The organism is Chryseobacterium hagamense (assembly GCF_007991455.1).
GTDB lineage: Bacteria > Bacteroidota > Bacteroidia > Flavobacteriales > Weeksellaceae > Chryseobacterium > Chryseobacterium hagamense.
The window spans coordinates 145,184-162,084 of sequence record NZ_BJYJ01000005.1; the positions used below are offsets into that span (position 1 = coordinate 145,184).

Annotated in this window: 17 protein-coding genes and 1 pseudogene; 12 read left to right on the forward strand and 6 right to left on the reverse strand. The window is 41.9% G+C overall.

From position 1 onward, the window contains the following. The first annotated feature begins 232 nt into the window (after positions 1–232). The 3 genes and pseudogenes from CHA01nite_RS07900 to CHA01nite_RS07910 all read left to right on the forward strand — a co-directional run bounded on the left by CHA01nite_RS07900 (position 233) and on the right by CHA01nite_RS07910 (position 1,994). Positions 233–1,018, forward strand: a complete 786-nt coding sequence (locus tag CHA01nite_RS07900; RefSeq protein ID WP_170234702.1) for an HU domain-containing protein — start codon at positions 233–235, stop codon at positions 1,016–1,018. After that, a complete protein-coding gene (locus tag CHA01nite_RS07905; protein WP_146940772.1) occupies positions 1,018–1,545 on the forward strand; it encodes an acyl-CoA thioesterase in 528 nt (175 codons plus the stop codon). The genes CHA01nite_RS07900 and CHA01nite_RS07905 overlap by 1 nt, the downstream gene beginning before the upstream one ends. A gap of 63 nt (positions 1,546–1,608) precedes the next feature. Beyond that, positions 1,609–1,994: pseudogene (locus CHA01nite_RS07910) on the forward strand (GxxExxY protein). Between the two features lie 119 nt (positions 1,995–2,113). Here CHA01nite_RS07910 and CHA01nite_RS07920 read toward each other — a convergent pair. Continuing rightward, positions 2,114–2,473 (reverse strand): DUF1648 domain-containing protein, encoded by a 360-nt coding sequence (locus CHA01nite_RS07920; RefSeq protein WP_146940773.1) that lies wholly within the window; start codon positions 2,471–2,473, stop codon positions 2,114–2,116. 96 nt (positions 2,474–2,569) lie between these two features. Here CHA01nite_RS07920 and CHA01nite_RS07925 point away from each other — a divergent pair, with 96 nt between their 5' ends. From CHA01nite_RS07925 to CHA01nite_RS07940, 4 genes are all read left to right on the forward strand, one after another. Continuing rightward, positions 2,570–3,499, forward strand: a complete 930-nt coding sequence (locus CHA01nite_RS07925) for a 2-hydroxyacid dehydrogenase (protein ID WP_146940774.1) — start codon at positions 2,570–2,572, stop codon at positions 3,497–3,499. Positions 3,500–3,737: 238 nt separating this feature from the next. Beyond that, complete coding sequence (locus tag CHA01nite_RS07930; RefSeq protein WP_146940775.1) at positions 3,738–4,994, forward strand: serine hydrolase domain-containing protein; 1,257 nt, start codon at positions 3,738–3,740, stop codon at positions 4,992–4,994. 25 nt (positions 4,995–5,019) lie between these two features. After that, entirely contained in the window at positions 5,020–6,777 is a 1,758-nt protein-coding gene (locus tag CHA01nite_RS07935; RefSeq protein ID WP_146940776.1) for an Ig-like domain-containing domain, read from the forward strand. Between the two features lies 1 nt (position 6,778). Further along, a complete protein-coding gene (locus tag CHA01nite_RS07940) occupies positions 6,779–7,237 on the forward strand; it encodes a heme-binding domain-containing protein (RefSeq protein WP_146940777.1) in 459 nt (152 codons plus the stop codon). 525 nt (positions 7,238–7,762) lie between these two features. On the opposite strand, the gene CHA01nite_RS07945 is transcribed toward CHA01nite_RS07940, so the two are convergent. The 5 genes from CHA01nite_RS07945 to CHA01nite_RS07965 all read right to left on the reverse strand — a co-directional run bounded on the left by CHA01nite_RS07945 (position 7,763) and on the right by CHA01nite_RS07965 (position 12,029). Then, positions 7,763–8,278 carry an NUDIX hydrolase gene (locus CHA01nite_RS07945; protein ID WP_146940778.1) on the reverse strand — a complete coding sequence of 172 codons (516 nt, stop codon included), beginning with the start codon at positions 8,276–8,278 and terminating at the stop codon, positions 7,763–7,765. Further along, complete coding sequence (gene xerD, locus CHA01nite_RS07950) at positions 8,275–9,189, reverse strand: site-specific tyrosine recombinase XerD (protein ID WP_146940779.1); 915 nt, start codon at positions 9,187–9,189, stop codon at positions 8,275–8,277. Before xerD ends, CHA01nite_RS07945 begins: the two co-directional genes overlap by 4 nt. Before the next feature lie 7 nt (positions 9,190–9,196). Continuing rightward, positions 9,197–9,619, reverse strand: coding sequence for a deoxycytidylate deaminase (locus tag CHA01nite_RS07955; RefSeq protein ID WP_146940780.1), 423 nt, complete (start codon positions 9,617–9,619; stop codon positions 9,197–9,199). A gap of 47 nt (positions 9,620–9,666) precedes the next feature. Then, positions 9,667–10,434 (reverse strand): enoyl-CoA hydratase-related protein, encoded by a 768-nt coding sequence (locus CHA01nite_RS07960; protein ID WP_146940781.1) that lies wholly within the window; start codon positions 10,432–10,434, stop codon positions 9,667–9,669. A gap of 107 nt (positions 10,435–10,541) precedes the next feature. After that, entirely contained in the window at positions 10,542–12,029 is a 1,488-nt protein-coding gene (locus tag CHA01nite_RS07965; protein WP_146940782.1) for a catalase, read from the reverse strand. Between the two features lie 134 nt (positions 12,030–12,163). On the opposite strand from CHA01nite_RS07965, the gene CHA01nite_RS07970 reads away from it, so the two are divergent. From CHA01nite_RS07970 to CHA01nite_RS07990, 5 genes are all read left to right on the forward strand, one after another. Next, positions 12,164–13,114, forward strand: coding sequence for a LysR substrate-binding domain-containing protein (locus tag CHA01nite_RS07970; RefSeq protein ID WP_146940783.1), 951 nt, complete (start codon positions 12,164–12,166; stop codon positions 13,112–13,114). 234 nt (positions 13,115–13,348) lie between these two features. Then, positions 13,349–14,629, forward strand: a complete 1,281-nt coding sequence (gene metK / locus CHA01nite_RS07975; RefSeq protein WP_146940784.1) for a methionine adenosyltransferase — start codon at positions 13,349–13,351, stop codon at positions 14,627–14,629. Positions 14,630–14,713: 84 nt separating this feature from the next. Next, the gene (locus CHA01nite_RS07980; RefSeq protein WP_146940785.1) at positions 14,714–15,205 is read left to right on the forward strand and encodes a hypothetical protein; all 492 of its coding nucleotides are present in this window, start codon (positions 14,714–14,716) and stop codon (positions 15,203–15,205) included. A 198-nt stretch (positions 15,206–15,403) separates the two neighbouring features. Further along, positions 15,404–15,994 (forward strand): RNA polymerase sigma factor, encoded by a 591-nt coding sequence (locus tag CHA01nite_RS07985; protein ID WP_146940786.1) that lies wholly within the window; start codon positions 15,404–15,406, stop codon positions 15,992–15,994. A 201-nt stretch (positions 15,995–16,195) separates the two neighbouring features. Continuing rightward, entirely contained in the window at positions 16,196–16,891 is a 696-nt protein-coding gene (locus CHA01nite_RS07990; protein ID WP_146940787.1) for a YjjG family noncanonical pyrimidine nucleotidase, read from the forward strand. Positions 16,892–16,901: the final 10 nt, after the last annotated feature.

Sequence of the window (16,901 nt, forward strand, 5' to 3'; positions counted from 1 at the left end):
TTTTTTGTGCCGGCCTCCGCATTGCTCCATCCGCCACAAAAAAGGATGCCGTTCCTATCGCGGCTAGGGCAGTCGTGATCGTTATTGCCATTTGATATTCAAGACATAGCTCCTATTGAAAACTTCCATCATCCAACCCATCAATCAGACTTCTTGGGTTCATGTTAAACTTACGGTCTTGAACGGCGTGCGTATACCAAAAGTCCCGAAAAAGTCATAAATTTGCTGCCAGATGAATATTTCAGCTTACATTTTAGAATATTTGAAACAGTTCGGGACCGTTACAGTACCGGACTTCGGTGTTTTTTCCCTGGAAAAATCCAAGGCGGTGATCAATTCCGAAAATGGGAGCATTCTTCCTCCTGCCAGCACCATTAAGTATGCTCCGGATTATGAAGCGAAGTCGGATGATCTGGCAGCTTTCATTGCCGGACAGAAACAGATGACCCTGGAAGCCTCAAAAACCGACCTTCAGATCCAGACGGATTTCTGGAAGAAAAAACTTCAGGCCGAGCAGATCCTGGAAGTTCAGGGGTTGGGCACCGTTTATATTGAAGACGGAAGCACCCGTTTCAAAGGGCAAAGGCTGCAGTCGGACCATCCGGATTTTTACGGACTGGAAGAGATCAGAATTTCCGATATGCAGGCCCATAGCCCGAAATCGGCGGTTTCTTCCAATGCTGAAAAGGATTATAAGTTTAATAAATCGATTCTCTGGGCATTCCTGATTATCATTCCGGTGGTTGGGATCATTTATGTCGGTTTCACGCAACAGGAACTGCTGTTCGGGGAAAAATCGTTTGAGAATACCCCGATTTCCGTACAGACGAAAACCCACAGGATTCAGAAAGATACGGTGAAGGTTCAGCAGCATGCGGCTCCGGTAACGGATTCTTTAAAGAAAGATTCCATTATCCAGAAAACCGCTCAGCCGGTACTGCAGAAAACCGTTACAGTACAGCCGGCAGCTAAAAGCCAGACCCCAAAACAGGCAATTCCAAACAACACTAAGAAATAATGGCAAAAATAAAAAAAGCTTCAGATTCCCTTACGGTAATGACGAACATCGTCCTTCCCAACGACACCAACCAGCTGAGAAACCTTTTCGGAGGCGAACTTTTGGCCAGGATGGACCGCTGTGCTTCGATTTCGGCAACCCGACACTGCGAGAGAAGGGTGGTGACGGCATCTGTAAACCACGTCTCCTTCGATCATCCGATTCCGGAAGGCGGAATTGTGGTGATGGAATCCAAAGTCTCCAGGGCATTCTCCACTTCCATGGAAATTTATGTGGATGTCTGGCTGGATGACCCGATCAACCGTAAAAAAATCCAGACCAACAAAGGAATCTATACCTTCGTAGCTGTAGATGAGTTCAACCGGCCGATTCCGATTCCCGACATGGAACCGGAAACCGAGCTTGAACAGGAAAGATATGCTGCCGCTTTAAGAAGGAAAGAACTTTCCCTGATCCTTTCCGGAAGAATGAAGCCGTCTGAATCCGTCGAGCTGAAAAAGCTTTTCCAGGAGACTCCTGCAGATTAAACATAGATAACACAAATACCGGCACAGATTTTCACAAATAATGTGCAACATAAATAAACACAAATGAATATTTCGGAAAATGAGATCTCAAGAATCGTCTATGAGTCAGGCTATAAGGTTCACAAGGCTTTAGGACCTGGGCTATTGGAAAGTGCTTATGAGGAATGTATGTTTTATGAGTTGAAAAAACATAATATATCGATTGAAAAGCAAAAACCAATGCCTTTAATTTATGATGAAGTTAAACTGGATATCGGATACAGGCTGGACCTGATGATAGAAAATAATTTGTTTTGGAAATTAAATCGGTAGAAGCCCTGACTGACGTGCATCTTGCTCATATACTGACCTATCTCCGTTTGAGCAATTGCAAATTGGGAATGCTGATCAACTTTAATACCCTCTATTTTAAAAATGGTGTGAAAAGAGTGATCAATGGAAATTTATGACTTTTATATCGTGTTATTCGTGAAAAAAATTAGTGTCATTCGTGTTAAACTGAATTATGTCTTTTCCGGAAGAATGAAGCCGTCTGAATCCGTCGAGCTGAAAAAGCTTTTCCAGGAGCCTACAGAATAATTTCCTTTAAGGAGAGCCCACAAAAAATCAATGTTATGATTACCGATACAACCGACAGAAATATTTGTCGGTTTTTTATTGCCTGCTCCGGAGAGCTTTCAAGATAATCATTGTTTTTGCCGAACATTTTCTGAGGAAAAAAAAGGATAAATCCTATAAAAACCAGGAGCAGGGCATTGAAAGCCACGCCCAGCCATAAAAATATTTTGTTTCCGAATCCGTCCGGGCCTTCCGCAGAATAATGGATCGGAATGATTTCCGGAACCGAAGGGTATTCCATCCGTAATAAAGCACTGTACATCAGGAACAGCAGGCTGGAAATTCCAAAAATAATTTTAGATAACTTCATGAGAATGCAAAATTGAAAAATTCTATCCTGCAAAATCAGTTTCTATTTCTTTCTAACTTACCTTTGCATCAACAAATATAAAGAATTATGCCTTCAATGAGAATATTGCTTTTAGATAAAAACCATCCTTTGATTACCGAACAGCTTACCGCAAAAAAATTTATTCTGGAAGAAGATTTTACGTCTTCCTACGATGAGGTGTGCAGGAAAATTGAAAACTACGACGGGGTGATTATCAGAAGCAGAATTCCTCTGGATAAAAATTTTTTAGAGAAAGCAAAAAACCTGAAATTTATTGCCAGGGTAGGAGCGGGGATGGAAAATATTGACATTCCGGTGGCCGAAAAATTAGGGATTCAACTCATCAATTCTCCGGAAGGAAACCGCGATTCCGTTGCGGAACATGTGGTGGGGATGCTTTTGGTTTTAATGAACAGGCTTTTCATCGCTTCGCAGGAAGTGAAAAACGGCATCTGGCTGCGTGAAGAAAACCGCGGCGACGAATTGCTCGGAAAGACTGTAGGGCTGATTGGCTACGGAAATATGGGGAAAGCTACGGCAAAACGATTGTCGGGTTTTGGGTGTAAAGTGGTTTTCTACGATATCCTGCCGGGCCTTTCCGATGAATTTGCGGAACAGGTCTCCCTGGAAGAATTAAAAGAAAGGGCGGAAGTAATAAGCCTGCATATTCCCTTAACGGAACAGACGCATTATATAGTCAACGGGGCCTTCATTGACGGCATGAAGCATAACTTTTATTTTGTAAACACGGCAAGGGGAAAAAATGTAGAAACGAAAAGTTTAGTCGGAGCGTTGAAATCAGGCAAGGTAAAAGGTGCCTGTCTGGATGTACTGGAATATGAAAAACCTTCCTTCGAAAACCTTGAAATTGAAAATGAAGACCTGAAATACCTTCTGGAGTCTGAAAAAACAATTGTAACGCCGCATATCGCAGGATGGACGGTGCAAAGCAAGGAAAAGCTGGCCCAGGTGATCGTAGATAAAATTGTGGCGGGGTTTGCTTAGTCCTGTTTCATCGGGTAAGCATTAAGTTCGTACAGGTTTAATGCTGCTGCTTAATTGAAGCATAAAATTTTAACGGTCTGCTGTGTAAACCGGATAAAATTTTTAAATAAAATTTCCGGGTGAAATGATTTCATTTTTTGCGTTTTTACTTTATGTTAAATAATTCATAATATAGAGCCAATAAGTAATAATTATTTTGAGTTTTATTAAATTGCCGCTCATTTTGAAATTCCTGAGAATGCGTAATTTTGTCCTTATTGTAACGGTCTTTTTATCTCTTTTTTCCTGTAAAAAAAAATCTGAAAACCAGGAGGCGGTCGCCGGACCTGCGACGAACCTCCCGAATTACGGAAATGTAGATTTAAGCAAGGCATTTACACCGGCGGAAAGCTGTGTGGATGATAAAGCATCACTGGTAAGGTATATCGACCAATATTATAAAAAAGTATGGGAAAGAGGCGATCTCAGCGGAGGGATCCTGGTGGCCAAAGGAGACGATATCCTGTACGAAAATTACCGGGGGTTTGCCAGGGCGGGCAATCAGAAACCGATAGACCGGAATACACCGCTTCATGTAGCTTCAGTTTCCAAGACCCTGACGGCGATGGCCACGATGAAGCTGATCGAGGCAGGAAAAATCAGTTTATCGGATCCGTTGACAAAATTTTTCCCGGGATTCCCCTATCCGCAGGTTACCGTTAAAACTTTGCTGGACCAGAGAAGTGGCCTTCCGAAATACGAATATTTCATTACCAAAATACAGCCGGCTCCGGCAGAACTTTCCAAGGCTTTCCTTACCAATGAGGATATCCTGAACATACTTATTAAATACAAACCTGCCCTGGCAAGGGATACGGATACAGGCTTTATGTACTGCAATACCAATTTCGCCATGCTGGCCCTTGTTATTGAAAAAGTAACCAAAACGCCCTTCCCGCAGGCCATGAAAGAAATGGTTTTTGAGCCTTTGAAAATGAAAAATACCTACATCTTCCAGGAAAAAGATATTCCGACGGCTTCACAGTCGTTTTACTACGGCGGAAGCAAGCTTTACCCTCTGGACCGGCTGGATCTGATCTACGGAGATAAAAACGTCTATACGACACCGAGAGATTTATATAATTTTTCAAAAGCCATGTTTTCAAAGGATTTCCTGAAACCCGAACTGATCGAACAGGTATTCACCCCGTACAGCAATGAAAAGTTCGGGATGAACAATTACGGTTTCGGCTTCAGGATGAAACTGTTCGATAACGGGGAAAAGCTGACTTATCACAACGGCTGGTGGCACGGGACGAATTCCGTATTTGCCCATTTGCTTAAATCCAAAGTGACGATCATTGCCATCGGGAATAAATATTCCGGAAAAGTATATACAGCACTGGCGCTGTCCGGGCTGTTTGAAGATTTCCCGCCTCAGAAAGATAAGCTGCACAGCATCATGAGCGACGAAAAAGATACATTGAAAGGACATGGCGAAGTTTATGGAGAATAATGTTTATTTTTGCGTAAACATATTCATGAAAAGATTCCTTTTTTTATTCGTTATCGGTTTTCTGTTGCAGTCCTGTGCAAGAGTGGGTTCGCCTATCGGCGGGTCGAAAGATACGCTGGCTCCGAAGTTTTTAAGCTCCAATATTGATACGACGAGAGTAAATGTCCCGACGGATATTAAGGAACTCCGCCTTGATTTTGATGAATATGTGACGCTGAAAGATGTCAGCAAAAACCTGATCATTTCTCCGCCGATCAAGAATATTACGCGGATCATCCCATCGAATATTGCCAATAAATTCATCCTGATCCAGTGGAAAGATACATTGCAGGCCAATACCACCTACAACTTTAATTTCGGAAATTCCATCGGCGATAATAATGAGGGGAATATCCTGCGGTATTTCAACTTTGCTTTTTCTACAGGAAGTAAACTGGATGATCTTTACATCAGTGGTGAAATTAAAGATGCTTTATCCACCAAAAAGCCCGGTGAAAATAAATACGTCGTGGGACTGTACCAGGTGAAGGATACCATGAATTACAGACAGAAGCCATATTATATTACCAAAGTTGATGATGACGGCTATTTTGAACTGAACTACCTGTCGCCGGGAAAATATAGGATTGTTGCTTTTGAAGATGAAAACGGAAATTCCATTTATGATCCCGGAAAAGAAAAAGTAGGTTTCCAGAAAGACGAAGTGGTCGTGGAAAAATCAATCTCAGGACTGAATCTTAAATTATATCCTTCCAGAAAGCCGGTAAAATACCTGGAGATGAAAGAAATTCCGGGAGGCGTGCAGATGGCGTTTGAAGGAAAGCCGGAAGAAGTAAGGGTTCAGCCTTTAAATGAAAAAATAAAGGATTACAAAGTGACCCACGCTCCGAAATCCGATACGGTGAGAATCTGGTTTGATGCGGTAAAAAGCGATGTCGGGCAAACGACCACGGAAAACCTGAAATTCGGTTATAATGCCGGAGTCGGCAAAAAAGACTCCCTGTACAACGCTTCACTGTTCTATAAGTACAATACCAAAAACGCAATGGACATTAACAGTGATAATGGTGGCAGCCTGCTTCCGCCGGGAGAAGACTTTAAGATGGTGTCCAATTATTATATCGATAAGCTCAATACGGATAAATGGATTTTCAGGGCGGCGGGCGACAGTCTGAACACCCTTCCTTTTACAGCACGGATCTCAGAGAAGAATCCTTATCAGATTCTGGTAAAGGCAGATTTCGTAGCCGGTAAAAAATACCAGCTTACCGTTCCGAAAGAAACCGTTTCTTCTTTCTATGCTAAAAATTTCCAGTCGAAGCGTTTCGATTTTGAAGCGGATAAAGTGGAAAACTACGGAAGTCTGAAATTCATCCTGCAGAATGCGCCTGCCTCCAGCTATTGGATTCAGCTGCTGGATACGTCGGATAAAGTTCTTTACCAGAAATATACGAAAGGCAGTGAAGTGAAATTCGATATCCTGAAACCCGGTGAATACATCGTGAGGATCCTTGTGGACAACAACGGGAACGGCTATTGGGACGAATCGGACTTTCAGAACAACGCTTTTGCAGAAGATTCTTACATCTACTATAAAACGGCCGTGGTACGTCCGCTTTGGGACAGCAATGAAAACTGGGACCTGAAAGACACCCGGGTATTGGATACGTCAAAATTAAGCTTTCCGAAGACCAATACCGCGACTCCGAAAGATACCAAGAAGCCTGATCTGAAAAGCAACAATACCCTGCTTTCTCCTGCCGGATCAACACTGACGAGATAATATGAAAACGTTTAAAAAAATCCTGTTATGGAGCCTGATCGGGTTTGCCATGATTCAGTTTATCCCGACGGATAAGGTTAATCCGCCGGTGGACCGTAAAGCCAATTTTACCGATATCCGGAAAACACCGGCAAAGATCCAGGGATTGCTGAAGGGAGCCTGTTACGATTGTCATTCCTACGAAACCGTTTATCCCAAATACGCATACATAGCACCGGTCTCATGGTCGGTAAAAAGCCATGTGAATGAAGGACGGGAACATCTAAACTTTTCCGTCTGGGGAACATATAATAGGGATCTGAAGGAAAGCATGCTGAATAAGGCAGTTCAGACCATTCAGAATAAAACGATGCCGATGCCTGGTTATATCGTTTACCATAAAGAAGCCAATTTATCCGATGCAGAACGGGCCTTATTGGTTAAATATTTTGATGAAATACTTAAATCGGGATCGTATTGAATAATGTGAATTCGAATCAGGACTCGGATTAACAGACTGGTGAGGGAAGCGGGATGCCGAAGGTTTCTCTTGGCAAAAATACAATTACGAAATTGATAATCAGACGAAGCCGTTATCCGTTCTTTCAAAAAATCATTCTGTTTAAACCCCTGACTTGACAGTCTTATTTTTTTTAGTTAAATAAACAAGGAATACCATTGAGTACCTCTGGATTCACTTTGTTTTAAAGCCCGGAAGAGATGGCTTTTAACAGAATAGGGTAAAATACCATCAGAAGCATTATAATGAAATCAGGTAATGAACCGGAAGGAGAAAATGGGAAGTCGGAATTTTCTTTTATTAAGAACGAAATTGTTTGTGATCATATCGAAAAGAATGCTATTTAAAATCCTGACTGAATTGGTATTAATCTTATTTTAGTTAAGGAGGTGCCTGATTACAGGTTGAATACGGTTGGATTTTACATTAAATAAAAATCCCCGCAGGTTCTTCATCTGCGGGGATTGTAATATTTTAAGAGAATAATCAGATCTTCTTCAGGTATTCTTTAAAAAATGTTTTCTGAGAATCAAAAGCCAGATCATCCACTTGAAGAGTCTGTAAAGGAATCCAGACGGCTTCCGATATTTCGGAAAGCTCCAGGTTCACTTCAAATTTCTCCGGAACGTTATATTCATAAAAAAGATCGATGGTGTGGTAATCCATTTCTTTATACTGATACACGTTCGGAAGACTGGCGAGGTATTTTAAACCGGATAAATCAACCGCCAGCTGCAATTCTTCGAAAAGTTCCCTTTTACAGGCTTCCTCAGCGCTTTCCCCCGGATCTACAAAGCCCCCGGCAAGATCCAGCTTTCCCTTTTTCGGATCCCTGTTCCTCCGTGTCAGGTAAACTTCATCCTGATGCCGGATCACCACCGCTACCGCACCGGCCACATTGTTGTACAATGTGAAATTGCAGTCAGGACAGCTCCATTTTTTCTCTCCGTCCCATTTAAGGGATTCCTTACCGCAGTTCGGGCAGTATTTCAGTGTTTTCATTGCGTGATTTTAGCATTTCTCGGATGATACGTGAGGATTACATCACGAAGTTCTTCCGTTTTCAGATGGGTATACACCTGGGTCGTGGTAATGCTGGAATGGCCCAGCATCTCCTGGATAAAACGGAGGTCGGCCCCGTTCTGAAGCAGATGGGTAGCAAAAGAATGACGGAAGGTGTGCGGTGAAATTTTCTTGCTTACACCGGCCTTATCAGTCAGTTCCTTAATAATTAAAAATACGATGACCCTGGACATCGATGTTCCGCGGCTGTTCAGGAATAAGGTATCCTCATGCTTCCGGTTGACCTTGCTTTTGGAACGGATATCGTTGATGTAGCATTTGATCAGCTCTGCGGTATAATCGGCCAGGGGAACAAAACGTACTTTGTTTCCTTTTCCGACTACTTTGATATACTGTTCTTTAAAATTGATATTGGAAATCTTCAGGTCGATCAGTTCTGAAACGCGCAGCCCACAGCCGTACAGGACTTCGATGATGCACTGGTTTCTTTTACCGAGATCTGTACTGATTTCTATGGCGCCGATAATCTTATTGATATCGGTAAGGCTCAAGGTATCCGGAAGATAAAGACCTAGTTTAGGGCCTTCCAGCAGAGAGGCCGGATTATCTTCGCGGCATTCGTCCTCCAAAAGAAATTTGAAAAATGCTTTAATGGAAGAGATCCATCTTGCCTGCGATCTTTCGCTGAATTTCTGTTTGGAAAGGTTGAAGATGTATTCCTGCAGATTTTCATAGTCGATTGAATCCGGACCCATATTTTCCAGATCTCCTTCTGCATATTCTTTTAATTTTTTGATGTCCCTGATGTAGGCATCTAATGTGTTTTCTGAAAAGTTTCTTTCAAAACGTAGGAAGATTTCAAAATCCTTAATTTTTTCATCCCAAGTCATTGGTGTGTTATTTTTTTAGTTCATAATCCGAAATTTGTTCTATTTCAACTTGATGGTTTTTTAAAAATGATATTCCGTCTTCGTCCGAATACTCGTTGATGTAGACCAGCCGGGTAATTCCTGCCTGCAGGATCAGTTTGCTGCATTCTTTACACGGAGAAAGCGTTAAATACAGGGTAGCCCCTTTGGCAGACTGTGTGGAAGCGGCCAGTTTTAAAATGGCATTCGCTTCGGCGTGCAGCACATACCAGTGGGTATTGCCTTCGGGGTCCTCACAGCAGTTTTCAAATCCTGAGGGGGTACCATTATAACCATCTGAAATAATCATCCTATCTTTTACGATAAGAGCTCCTACCTGCTTTCGTTTACAGTAGGAAAGTTGTGCCCATTCCTGGGCCATTTTTAGATAAGCTTTATCAAACTTATTCATACAGCAGCATTGTTGGTTTTCGAAATAATTTGTATTAAGGGTAAAAATCAGAAGCCGGGTTTTCTTTTTTCAAGAAAGGCCGAGACTCCTTCTTTTTTATCGTCCGTTTCAAAAAGCTCTCCGAAATATCTGATTTCGGTTTCAAAGCCTTTATCCGTGTCCGAAAGGTTGATGGCATGAATTGCTTTTGAAATCGCCATGGGTGAATTGTTGGCAATGGTCTTGGCTAATTCTTTTGTCTTCGTTAATAATTCTTCAATAGGGTAGACCTCATTGACCAGGCCGGTTTCTTTCGCTTTTGCGGCGGGCACCATTTTGGCGGAGAAGATCATTTCGTTGGCAATACCTTTTCCGACAAGCTTCGGCAACCGCTGGGTTCCTCCGTAACCCGGGATGAGTCCCAGCGTCACTTCAGGAAGTCCGAGTTTCGCGTTTTCCGATGCATATCTGATGTGGCATGCCATGGCAAGCTCAAGACCACCGCCTAAGGCAAAACCGTTTACGGCTGCAATAACGGGCTTGGTCATCTTTTCGATTTTATTGAATAAAGAGTTTTGTCCGTTGCGGGCAAGTTCTTCTGCCTGATCCTGTCCGAAATCACTGAATTCTTTAATATCGGCACCGGCAACGAAAGATTTTTCGCCGCTTCCGGTAATGATAATAACCCTGCAGGTGGTATCGGAATTCAATTCGTCCAGGACTGAACTAAGTTCACTGATTGTTTTGGCATTCAGTGCATTCAAGCTTTCAGGTCTGTTTATTGTAATGATAGAAAGTCTATCCTCTTTTTGCAATAATATATTTTCGTAACTCATTTTCCACTAATAAAATATTATTCCGCGCAAATTATGAAATTTTTTACAAAAAAAAGGAAAAAGCATTGATCTTTTTTCCTTTTAACAAAAATTATATTTTAAACTCGTTATTTCGTATGGTTCATCATGTTGGCGTCAATAACAACACTGAGTTGGGATGCGACTTTCATGCCAAGCTCGATATTGGCTCTGAAGAAATGGCACAGCTGACGGTTGATGATTTCATCTTTTTTTGGCCCGTTAATCTGTTTCATACTGGCTACAATATTGTTTACAAGACTATGCCGCTCTTCGGGGCTCATGGCCTTTGAATAGAGTAATCCCGGCTGCGTATAATGGTCGTCGTCATTTTCATTTCGGTTATAGGCGGCTACATGGGCGCTGTCCAGTTCATATTCGTAGCTTTTATAAGCATAATCCGGTTTGATATCGTCGAAGCTGTTCGGATGGTAATTCGGTTTGTCCTGATACTGGCTGGAATCTGCCATAAAGCCGTCTCTCTGGTAATTGTTTACGGCAAAAGGGCAGCGGTTCACTTCCAGTTGATGGGCATTTACACCAACTCGGTAGCGGTGGGCATCCGGGTAGGAAAACAATCTGCTCTGAAGCATCTTGTCCGGTGAAAAGCTGATCCCGTTGATCAGGTGGCTCGGCGAAAAAACCGATTGTTCCACGTGCGCAAAGTAGTTCACAGGAATTTCGTTCAGCTCCATTTCTCCCACTTCGATCATCGGGAAATCATCATGGAACCATACTTTGGTAATATCGAAAGGATTCCACCGGAAATCACGGGCCTGCTCTTCCGTCATGACCTGGATATACATGGTCCATTTAGGAAAGTTGCCTTCTTCAATGGCATTGCAAAGGTCTTCCTGCGCAAAATCCGGATTTTCACCTGCCATTTTTACGGCTTCATCATTGGTAAAGTTTTTAATGCCCTGCTTCGTTACGAAATGGAATTTCACCCAGATCCTTTCATTTTTATCATTGATCATGGAATAGGTATGCGAGCCGAAGCCGTGCATGTGCCGGTAACCGTAGGGGGTTCCCCGGTCGGACATCAGGATCAGGACCTGGTGGAGCGATTCGGGGTTCAGGCTCCAGAAATCCCACATCATCGTGGCACTTTTCAGGTTGGTTTTCGGAACCCTTTTCTGGGTATGGATAAAGTCCGGAAATTTTTTGCCGTCCTTAATGAAAAATACCGGGGTATTGTTTCCTACAAGATCCCAGTTTCCGTCTTCCGTATAGAATTTAAGGGCAAAACCTCTCGGATCCCTTGCTGTATCTGCGCTTCCTTTTTCGCCGCCGACGGTAGAAAACCGGGCAAACATCCTGCATGAATTTCCTACTTTCGAAAATAATCCGGCTTTGGTATATCGGGTAATGTCGTGGGTAACCGTAAATGTTCCGTAAGCACCTGTTCCTTTGGCATGAACGATCCTTTCCGGAATTCTTTCCCGCACAAAATGGGCCAGGTTTTCCTGCAGGATAAAATCCTGCATCAGGACCGGACCTCTCGGGCCTACCGTCTGCGAATCCTGGTGTTCATAATAGGGTGAACCATTGCTTAAGGTTAATTTTTTAGAATCCATAATAGTTGCAATTTGTATAAAATATTTTCGGAGTGGTATTTGATGATGTAAAGGTAGTAATAATCAAAATTACTTGAATTTTTAATTGTCAATACCAAAAACATTTTATCTTTGTAATAGATAATATTAATCAGATGAACATTCAGCAACTGGAGTATCTTATCGCTGTGGATAAGTACAAGCATTTCGGGAAAGCAGCTCAGGCGTGCTTTATTACCCAGCCTACATTAAGTGCCATGATACAGAAATTCGAGGATGAACTGGATGTAAAGGTTTTTGACCGTACCACGCATCCGATCCGGACAACGGATGTGGGACTTCAGATTATCGATCAGGCCAAAGTGATTATAGAATCTGTCAATGAACTGAAGAATAAGGCCAATCTGCTGAACAATATCCTGGGAGGAACCATTAATATCGGAATTATCCCAACTGTGTCTTCATTCATTTTACCGACTGAGATTTTCAAGTTCCTGAAAGACAATCCGAAAATCCAGATGAACGTTAAGGAAATGACAACCGATAATATTATCAAATCCTTAAAAGCAGGGGAACTGGATGCCGGAATCATCTCGACGCCGTATGATGCGGCGGATGAATTTTATCAGGATTTCCTGTTCAACGAAGAACTGATGATCTACAGTTCCGAAACCGAAAACCATAAGAAAAATTCCTATGTAGTTCCGGAAGAGCTGAATGTGGAAAAAGTATGGCTTCTGGAAGAAGGAAACTGCCTGAGAAACCAGTTTGAAAACATCTGTCACCTGAAAGAAAATACCCTGAAACCCAAAAACCTCGATTTTCTGGCTTCCAATATTCAGACTCTGGTGCACATGGTAGATAAAGTAGGCGGAATCAGTATTTTGCCGGAGCTTGCCCTGAACCAGCTTTCCGAACAGCAGAAAGAAAACGTCTACCGTTTCAAGAAGCCTTTTCCGTACCGTGAAATCAGCATTATCTACTACAAGCCGACCTTCAAGCAGAAAATTATTGACGAATTATCACATTCGATCCGTACTTCTTTGGAAAAAAAGCTGAATTACCATAAAAGCCCGAAAGAATTCGTAAGTATAAAACCCCAATAGTTTTTTATCGGCAGCCGGTTGTTAAACCGCTAATTTCAAGAAAATTATAATTAACCGGCAAAAATTTTGAGTATTAGAAAATAGTACTTAAATTTGCCAACGTTTACGGACGAGGAAAAATTTGACCTGATTGCAACCTCTATAAAAAAATGCTAAAACAGTATTCTTTTTTAGGCCTTTCGACAATTATTCTTATTTTCCTCGTGAATTTTAATCTCAAACAAACAGAATAACATGTCTTATTTATTTACATCTGAATCCGTTTCAGAAGGACATCCGGACAAAATCGCCGATCAGATATCCGATGCACTAATCGATCACTTTTTAGCATACGATAAATCTTCAAAAGTAGCTTGTGAAACGCTTGTGACGACTGGACAGGTTGTACTGGCAGGGGAAGTGAAGTCCGGTGCTTATCTTGATGTACAGACGATTGCAAGAGAAGTGATCAACGGAATCGGATATACCAAAGGGGAATATATGTTCAACGGGGATTCCTGCGGAGTTATTTCCGCCATCCACGAGCAGTCTCCGGATATCAACCAGGGTGTGGACAGGGCTGTTTCTGATGAGTCTTTCGAAGCAAAAGCCAATGCTCAGGGAGCCGGTGACCAGGGAATGATGTTCGGGTATGCCACCAACGAAACGGCTAATTATATGCCTTTGGCGCTGGATCTGGCGCATACCATTCTTAAGGAGCTTTCTGCCATCAGAAGAGAAGATACGGAAATCAGATACCTTCGTCCCGATGCAAAAAGCCAGGTAACGATTGAATATTCCGATGATCATAAGCCTATCCGGATCGATTCTATCGTGGTTTCTACACAGCATGACGATTTCGGAGCAGAAGAAGAAATGCTGAATAAAATCAGAGAGGACATCAAAAATATCCTGATCCCAAGGGTAGTGGCTTTGCAGTCTGAGGAAATCAAAGCTTTATTCAACGATCAGATCAAATACCATATCAATCCTACAGGGAAATTCGTTATCGGAGGTCCTCACGGAGATACCGGTCTTACGGGAAGAAAAATCATCGTGGATACCTATGGTGGAAAAGGAGCGCACGGAGGCGGAGCTTTCTCAGGAAAAGACCCTTCAAAAGTAGACAGAAGTGCGGCTTACGCTACAAGGCACATTGCTAAAAACCTGGTAGCAGCAGGCGTTGCTGATGAAGTACTGGTGCAGGTTTCTTATGCGATCGGTGTAGCTGAACCTTGCGGATTGTACATCAATACCTACGGGACCGCGAAAGTGGATCTTAATGACGGTGAAATCGCGAAGAAAGTTTCTACTGTTTTCGATTTGAGACCTTATGCAATCGAGCAGAACCTGAAGCTGAGAAATCCGATCTATCAGGATACCGCTTCTTACGGACACATGGGAAGAGAAAGCTATGTGGCAACCAAGACTTTCAACAAAGGGCATAAAAACGAGCTGACCCTTGAAAACCTTGAGTTCTTTACCTGGGAAAAATTAGACAAAGTAGACGAAATTAAAGCCGCTTTCGGAATTTAATTTTTAAACCGATATAATAAATGACTGCTTTATCTTTACGGTAAGGCAGTTTTTTTTATTTTTACATACAATAATAAATTAAAGATGATGAACGCCAGATCCGCCATTGCGATCCTAACCGTATTTTTCCTGAGTACTTTCGCCAAAGCACAGGTTACCGTGCATAAAATGATCAGTTTGGGGTATACCTATCAGAACCAGAGTTTCGGGGAACTGGGCGGTAAACTGCTTTTCTTAAAAAATGATGATGTGATCTATCGCCTGGGCGCTTCGGCACTGATGGGGTCCGCTCATTCGGAATTTGCGATTATGCCCAAGTTGTCGGCAGATGTATTGCTGAATTTTGAAAAAAATGTCGATTTCTACCATTCGTATTATTTCCTGATCGGGGCTGAAGGAACCAATAAATATATTGCGCCGAAGATCGGGGTTACGCTTTTCGGGATCCTTGACCTGACCGGCGGGTATGCTTTTCCGGTAGGAAACAGTGGAATCAATGGTAAGGAACTGAGGGGTGTGAATGTTAATTTTACACTAAATATCCCCACTGTATTCATTCACGATATGTTTAAGTGATTTTTTTTAAATTTTTCTTGTAAAAAGTTAATAAATGGTTAACAGTTATTAAAAATTTATTATATTTACAACATAGAAAAATTGTATCCGCCTATTGATTATACTTTACTCTGAAGAATTGTTTTGTATTTACCGCTGAAGCCAGATGAAATATCTGGAAAAATTATCTTCGGCAAGTATATTTATTGAGAAGAAGTTATGAAATCAAAAACGGATAGTTTACTAATTTCCCTTTACCAGAAAGGAGACGAAGCGGCGCTGTCTACCCTTATTCACCGCCATCAGAGAGAACTGTTTACATTCATTTTTTACAAAATTAATGATGAAGATTTGGCAAACGATGTGTTTCAGGATACGTTCATGAAAATCATTGTGATGCTGAAAGAAGGACGCTATAACGAGGAAGGAAAATTTATTCTTTGGGCTAAAAGAATTGCCCATAACCTTATTATCGACCATTTCAGGGCAAAAGCCAAAAATATCAAGGTTTCCGAGACGACTTTCGAAACCGATGAGTATTCTATTTTTGACCTGCTGAAAGAACCTTCCGAAAATATTGAAGACCAGCTGGTGACCAACCAGATCCAGGAAGACCTTTTAAGGATGCTCCAGTTTCTGCCGCAGAACCAGCAGGAAGTGATCAAGCTAAGATTTTTTGACGGTCTGAGCTTCAAGGAAATCGCAGACCATACCGATATGAGCATCAATACCACATTGGGAAGGGTACGGTACGCTTTGATCAACCTGAGAAAAATCATGGATGAAAATCATATTGTCTTGACACGATAGATAATAATTTCGGAATATTCCCGTTTTAAGGAAAAACATTCGTTCGCCTATGAGAAAAAATGATTCCTTAAAAGTGAAAGCTTTGAAACCTAAGAAACAAACCATTGAGTTTTTGCTCAGCTTTTCAAAGAGTGTAGAGGTTGTGAAAACCCCGGGCAAGAATTATCCGATTTCCAAAAATTAAAATTAATTTTGTGCTGTATGAAAATTCAGCACATTTTTTTTGACCTCGACAATACGCTCTGGGACCACCGCCGGAATGCCTATCTTACCATCCAGGAACTTTTTAATAAAGAAGAGATCGGGTTGAAATACAATATTGCTTTTGATGAATTCCATTCAGTCTATCACGAAATCAATGAAAAGCTGTGGGAAGATATCCGCGACGGGATCATCGATAAGGAATATCTGAGAAAGCACCGTTTTTACGATACTTTCAGACGCTTTGAGGTGGATGATGAAACCCTTTCGGTGTATTTTGAGGAACATTTCCTGGATAAAATCCTTAACCATAACAAACTGGTAGAAGGAGCAGGGTATATCCTGGAATATCTTAAAGCAAAGCATTACACTTTACACATCATTTCCAACGGCTTTAAAGAAGTGACGGAACGGAAATGCATCCTCTCGGGAATCGACAAATATTTTAAAACCATTACCAGCGCCGATACGGTAGGCGTACGGAAGCCCAGGCCGGAAATTTTCGAATATTCCCTAAATCTTGCCGGAGCGGAAAAAGAAAACAGCATGCTCATCGGTGACGACTGGATCGCGGATGTCACCGGAGCCCAACGCTTCGGGATGGATGTCATCTTCTTTGATGTCCTGAATGAAAACAAAGAAGGGGAAGGACTGAAAGTGATTAAGCACCTTTTGCAGATTAAAGAATATTTATAGAATTAAAATT

What these genes read in the sequence shown, in the direction of transcription:
- CHA01nite_RS07900 (WP_170234702.1), top strand. Translation starts at nt 233, where the DNA reads ATGAATATTTCAGCTTACATTTTAGAATATTTGAAACAGTTCGGGACC.
- CHA01nite_RS07905 (WP_146940772.1), top strand. Translation starts at nt 1,018, where the DNA reads ATGGCAAAAATAAAAAAAGCTTCAGATTCCCTTACGGTAATGACGAAC.
- CHA01nite_RS07920 (WP_146940773.1), bottom strand. Translation starts at nt 2,473, where the DNA reads ATGAAGTTATCTAAAATTATTTTTGGAATTTCCAGCCTGCTGTTCCTG.
- CHA01nite_RS07925 (WP_146940774.1), top strand. Translation starts at nt 2,570, where the DNA reads ATGAGAATATTGCTTTTAGATAAAAACCATCCTTTGATTACCGAACAG.
- CHA01nite_RS07930 (WP_146940775.1), top strand. Translation starts at nt 3,738, where the DNA reads ATGCGTAATTTTGTCCTTATTGTAACGGTCTTTTTATCTCTTTTTTCC.
- CHA01nite_RS07935 (WP_146940776.1), top strand. Translation starts at nt 5,020, where the DNA reads ATGAAAAGATTCCTTTTTTTATTCGTTATCGGTTTTCTGTTGCAGTCC.
- CHA01nite_RS07940 (WP_146940777.1), top strand. Translation starts at nt 6,779, where the DNA reads ATGAAAACGTTTAAAAAAATCCTGTTATGGAGCCTGATCGGGTTTGCC.
- CHA01nite_RS07945 (WP_146940778.1), bottom strand. Translation starts at nt 8,278, where the DNA reads ATGAAAACACTGAAATACTGCCCGAACTGCGGTAAGGAATCCCTTAAA.
- xerD (WP_146940779.1), bottom strand. Translation starts at nt 9,189, where the DNA reads ATGACTTGGGATGAAAAAATTAAGGATTTTGAAATCTTCCTACGTTTT.
- CHA01nite_RS07955 (WP_146940780.1), bottom strand. Translation starts at nt 9,619, where the DNA reads ATGAATAAGTTTGATAAAGCTTATCTAAAAATGGCCCAGGAATGGGCA.
- CHA01nite_RS07960 (WP_146940781.1), bottom strand. Translation starts at nt 10,434, where the DNA reads ATGAGTTACGAAAATATATTATTGCAAAAAGAGGATAGACTTTCTATC.
- CHA01nite_RS07965 (WP_146940782.1), bottom strand. Translation starts at nt 12,029, where the DNA reads ATGGATTCTAAAAAATTAACCTTAAGCAATGGTTCACCCTATTATGAA.
- CHA01nite_RS07970 (WP_146940783.1), top strand. Translation starts at nt 12,164, where the DNA reads ATGAACATTCAGCAACTGGAGTATCTTATCGCTGTGGATAAGTACAAG.
- metK (WP_146940784.1), top strand. Translation starts at nt 13,349, where the DNA reads ATGTCTTATTTATTTACATCTGAATCCGTTTCAGAAGGACATCCGGAC.
- CHA01nite_RS07980 (WP_146940785.1), top strand. Translation starts at nt 14,714, where the DNA reads ATGATGAACGCCAGATCCGCCATTGCGATCCTAACCGTATTTTTCCTG.
- CHA01nite_RS07985 (WP_146940786.1), top strand. Translation starts at nt 15,404, where the DNA reads ATGAAATCAAAAACGGATAGTTTACTAATTTCCCTTTACCAGAAAGGA.
- CHA01nite_RS07990 (WP_146940787.1), top strand. Translation starts at nt 16,196, where the DNA reads ATGAAAATTCAGCACATTTTTTTTGACCTCGACAATACGCTCTGGGAC.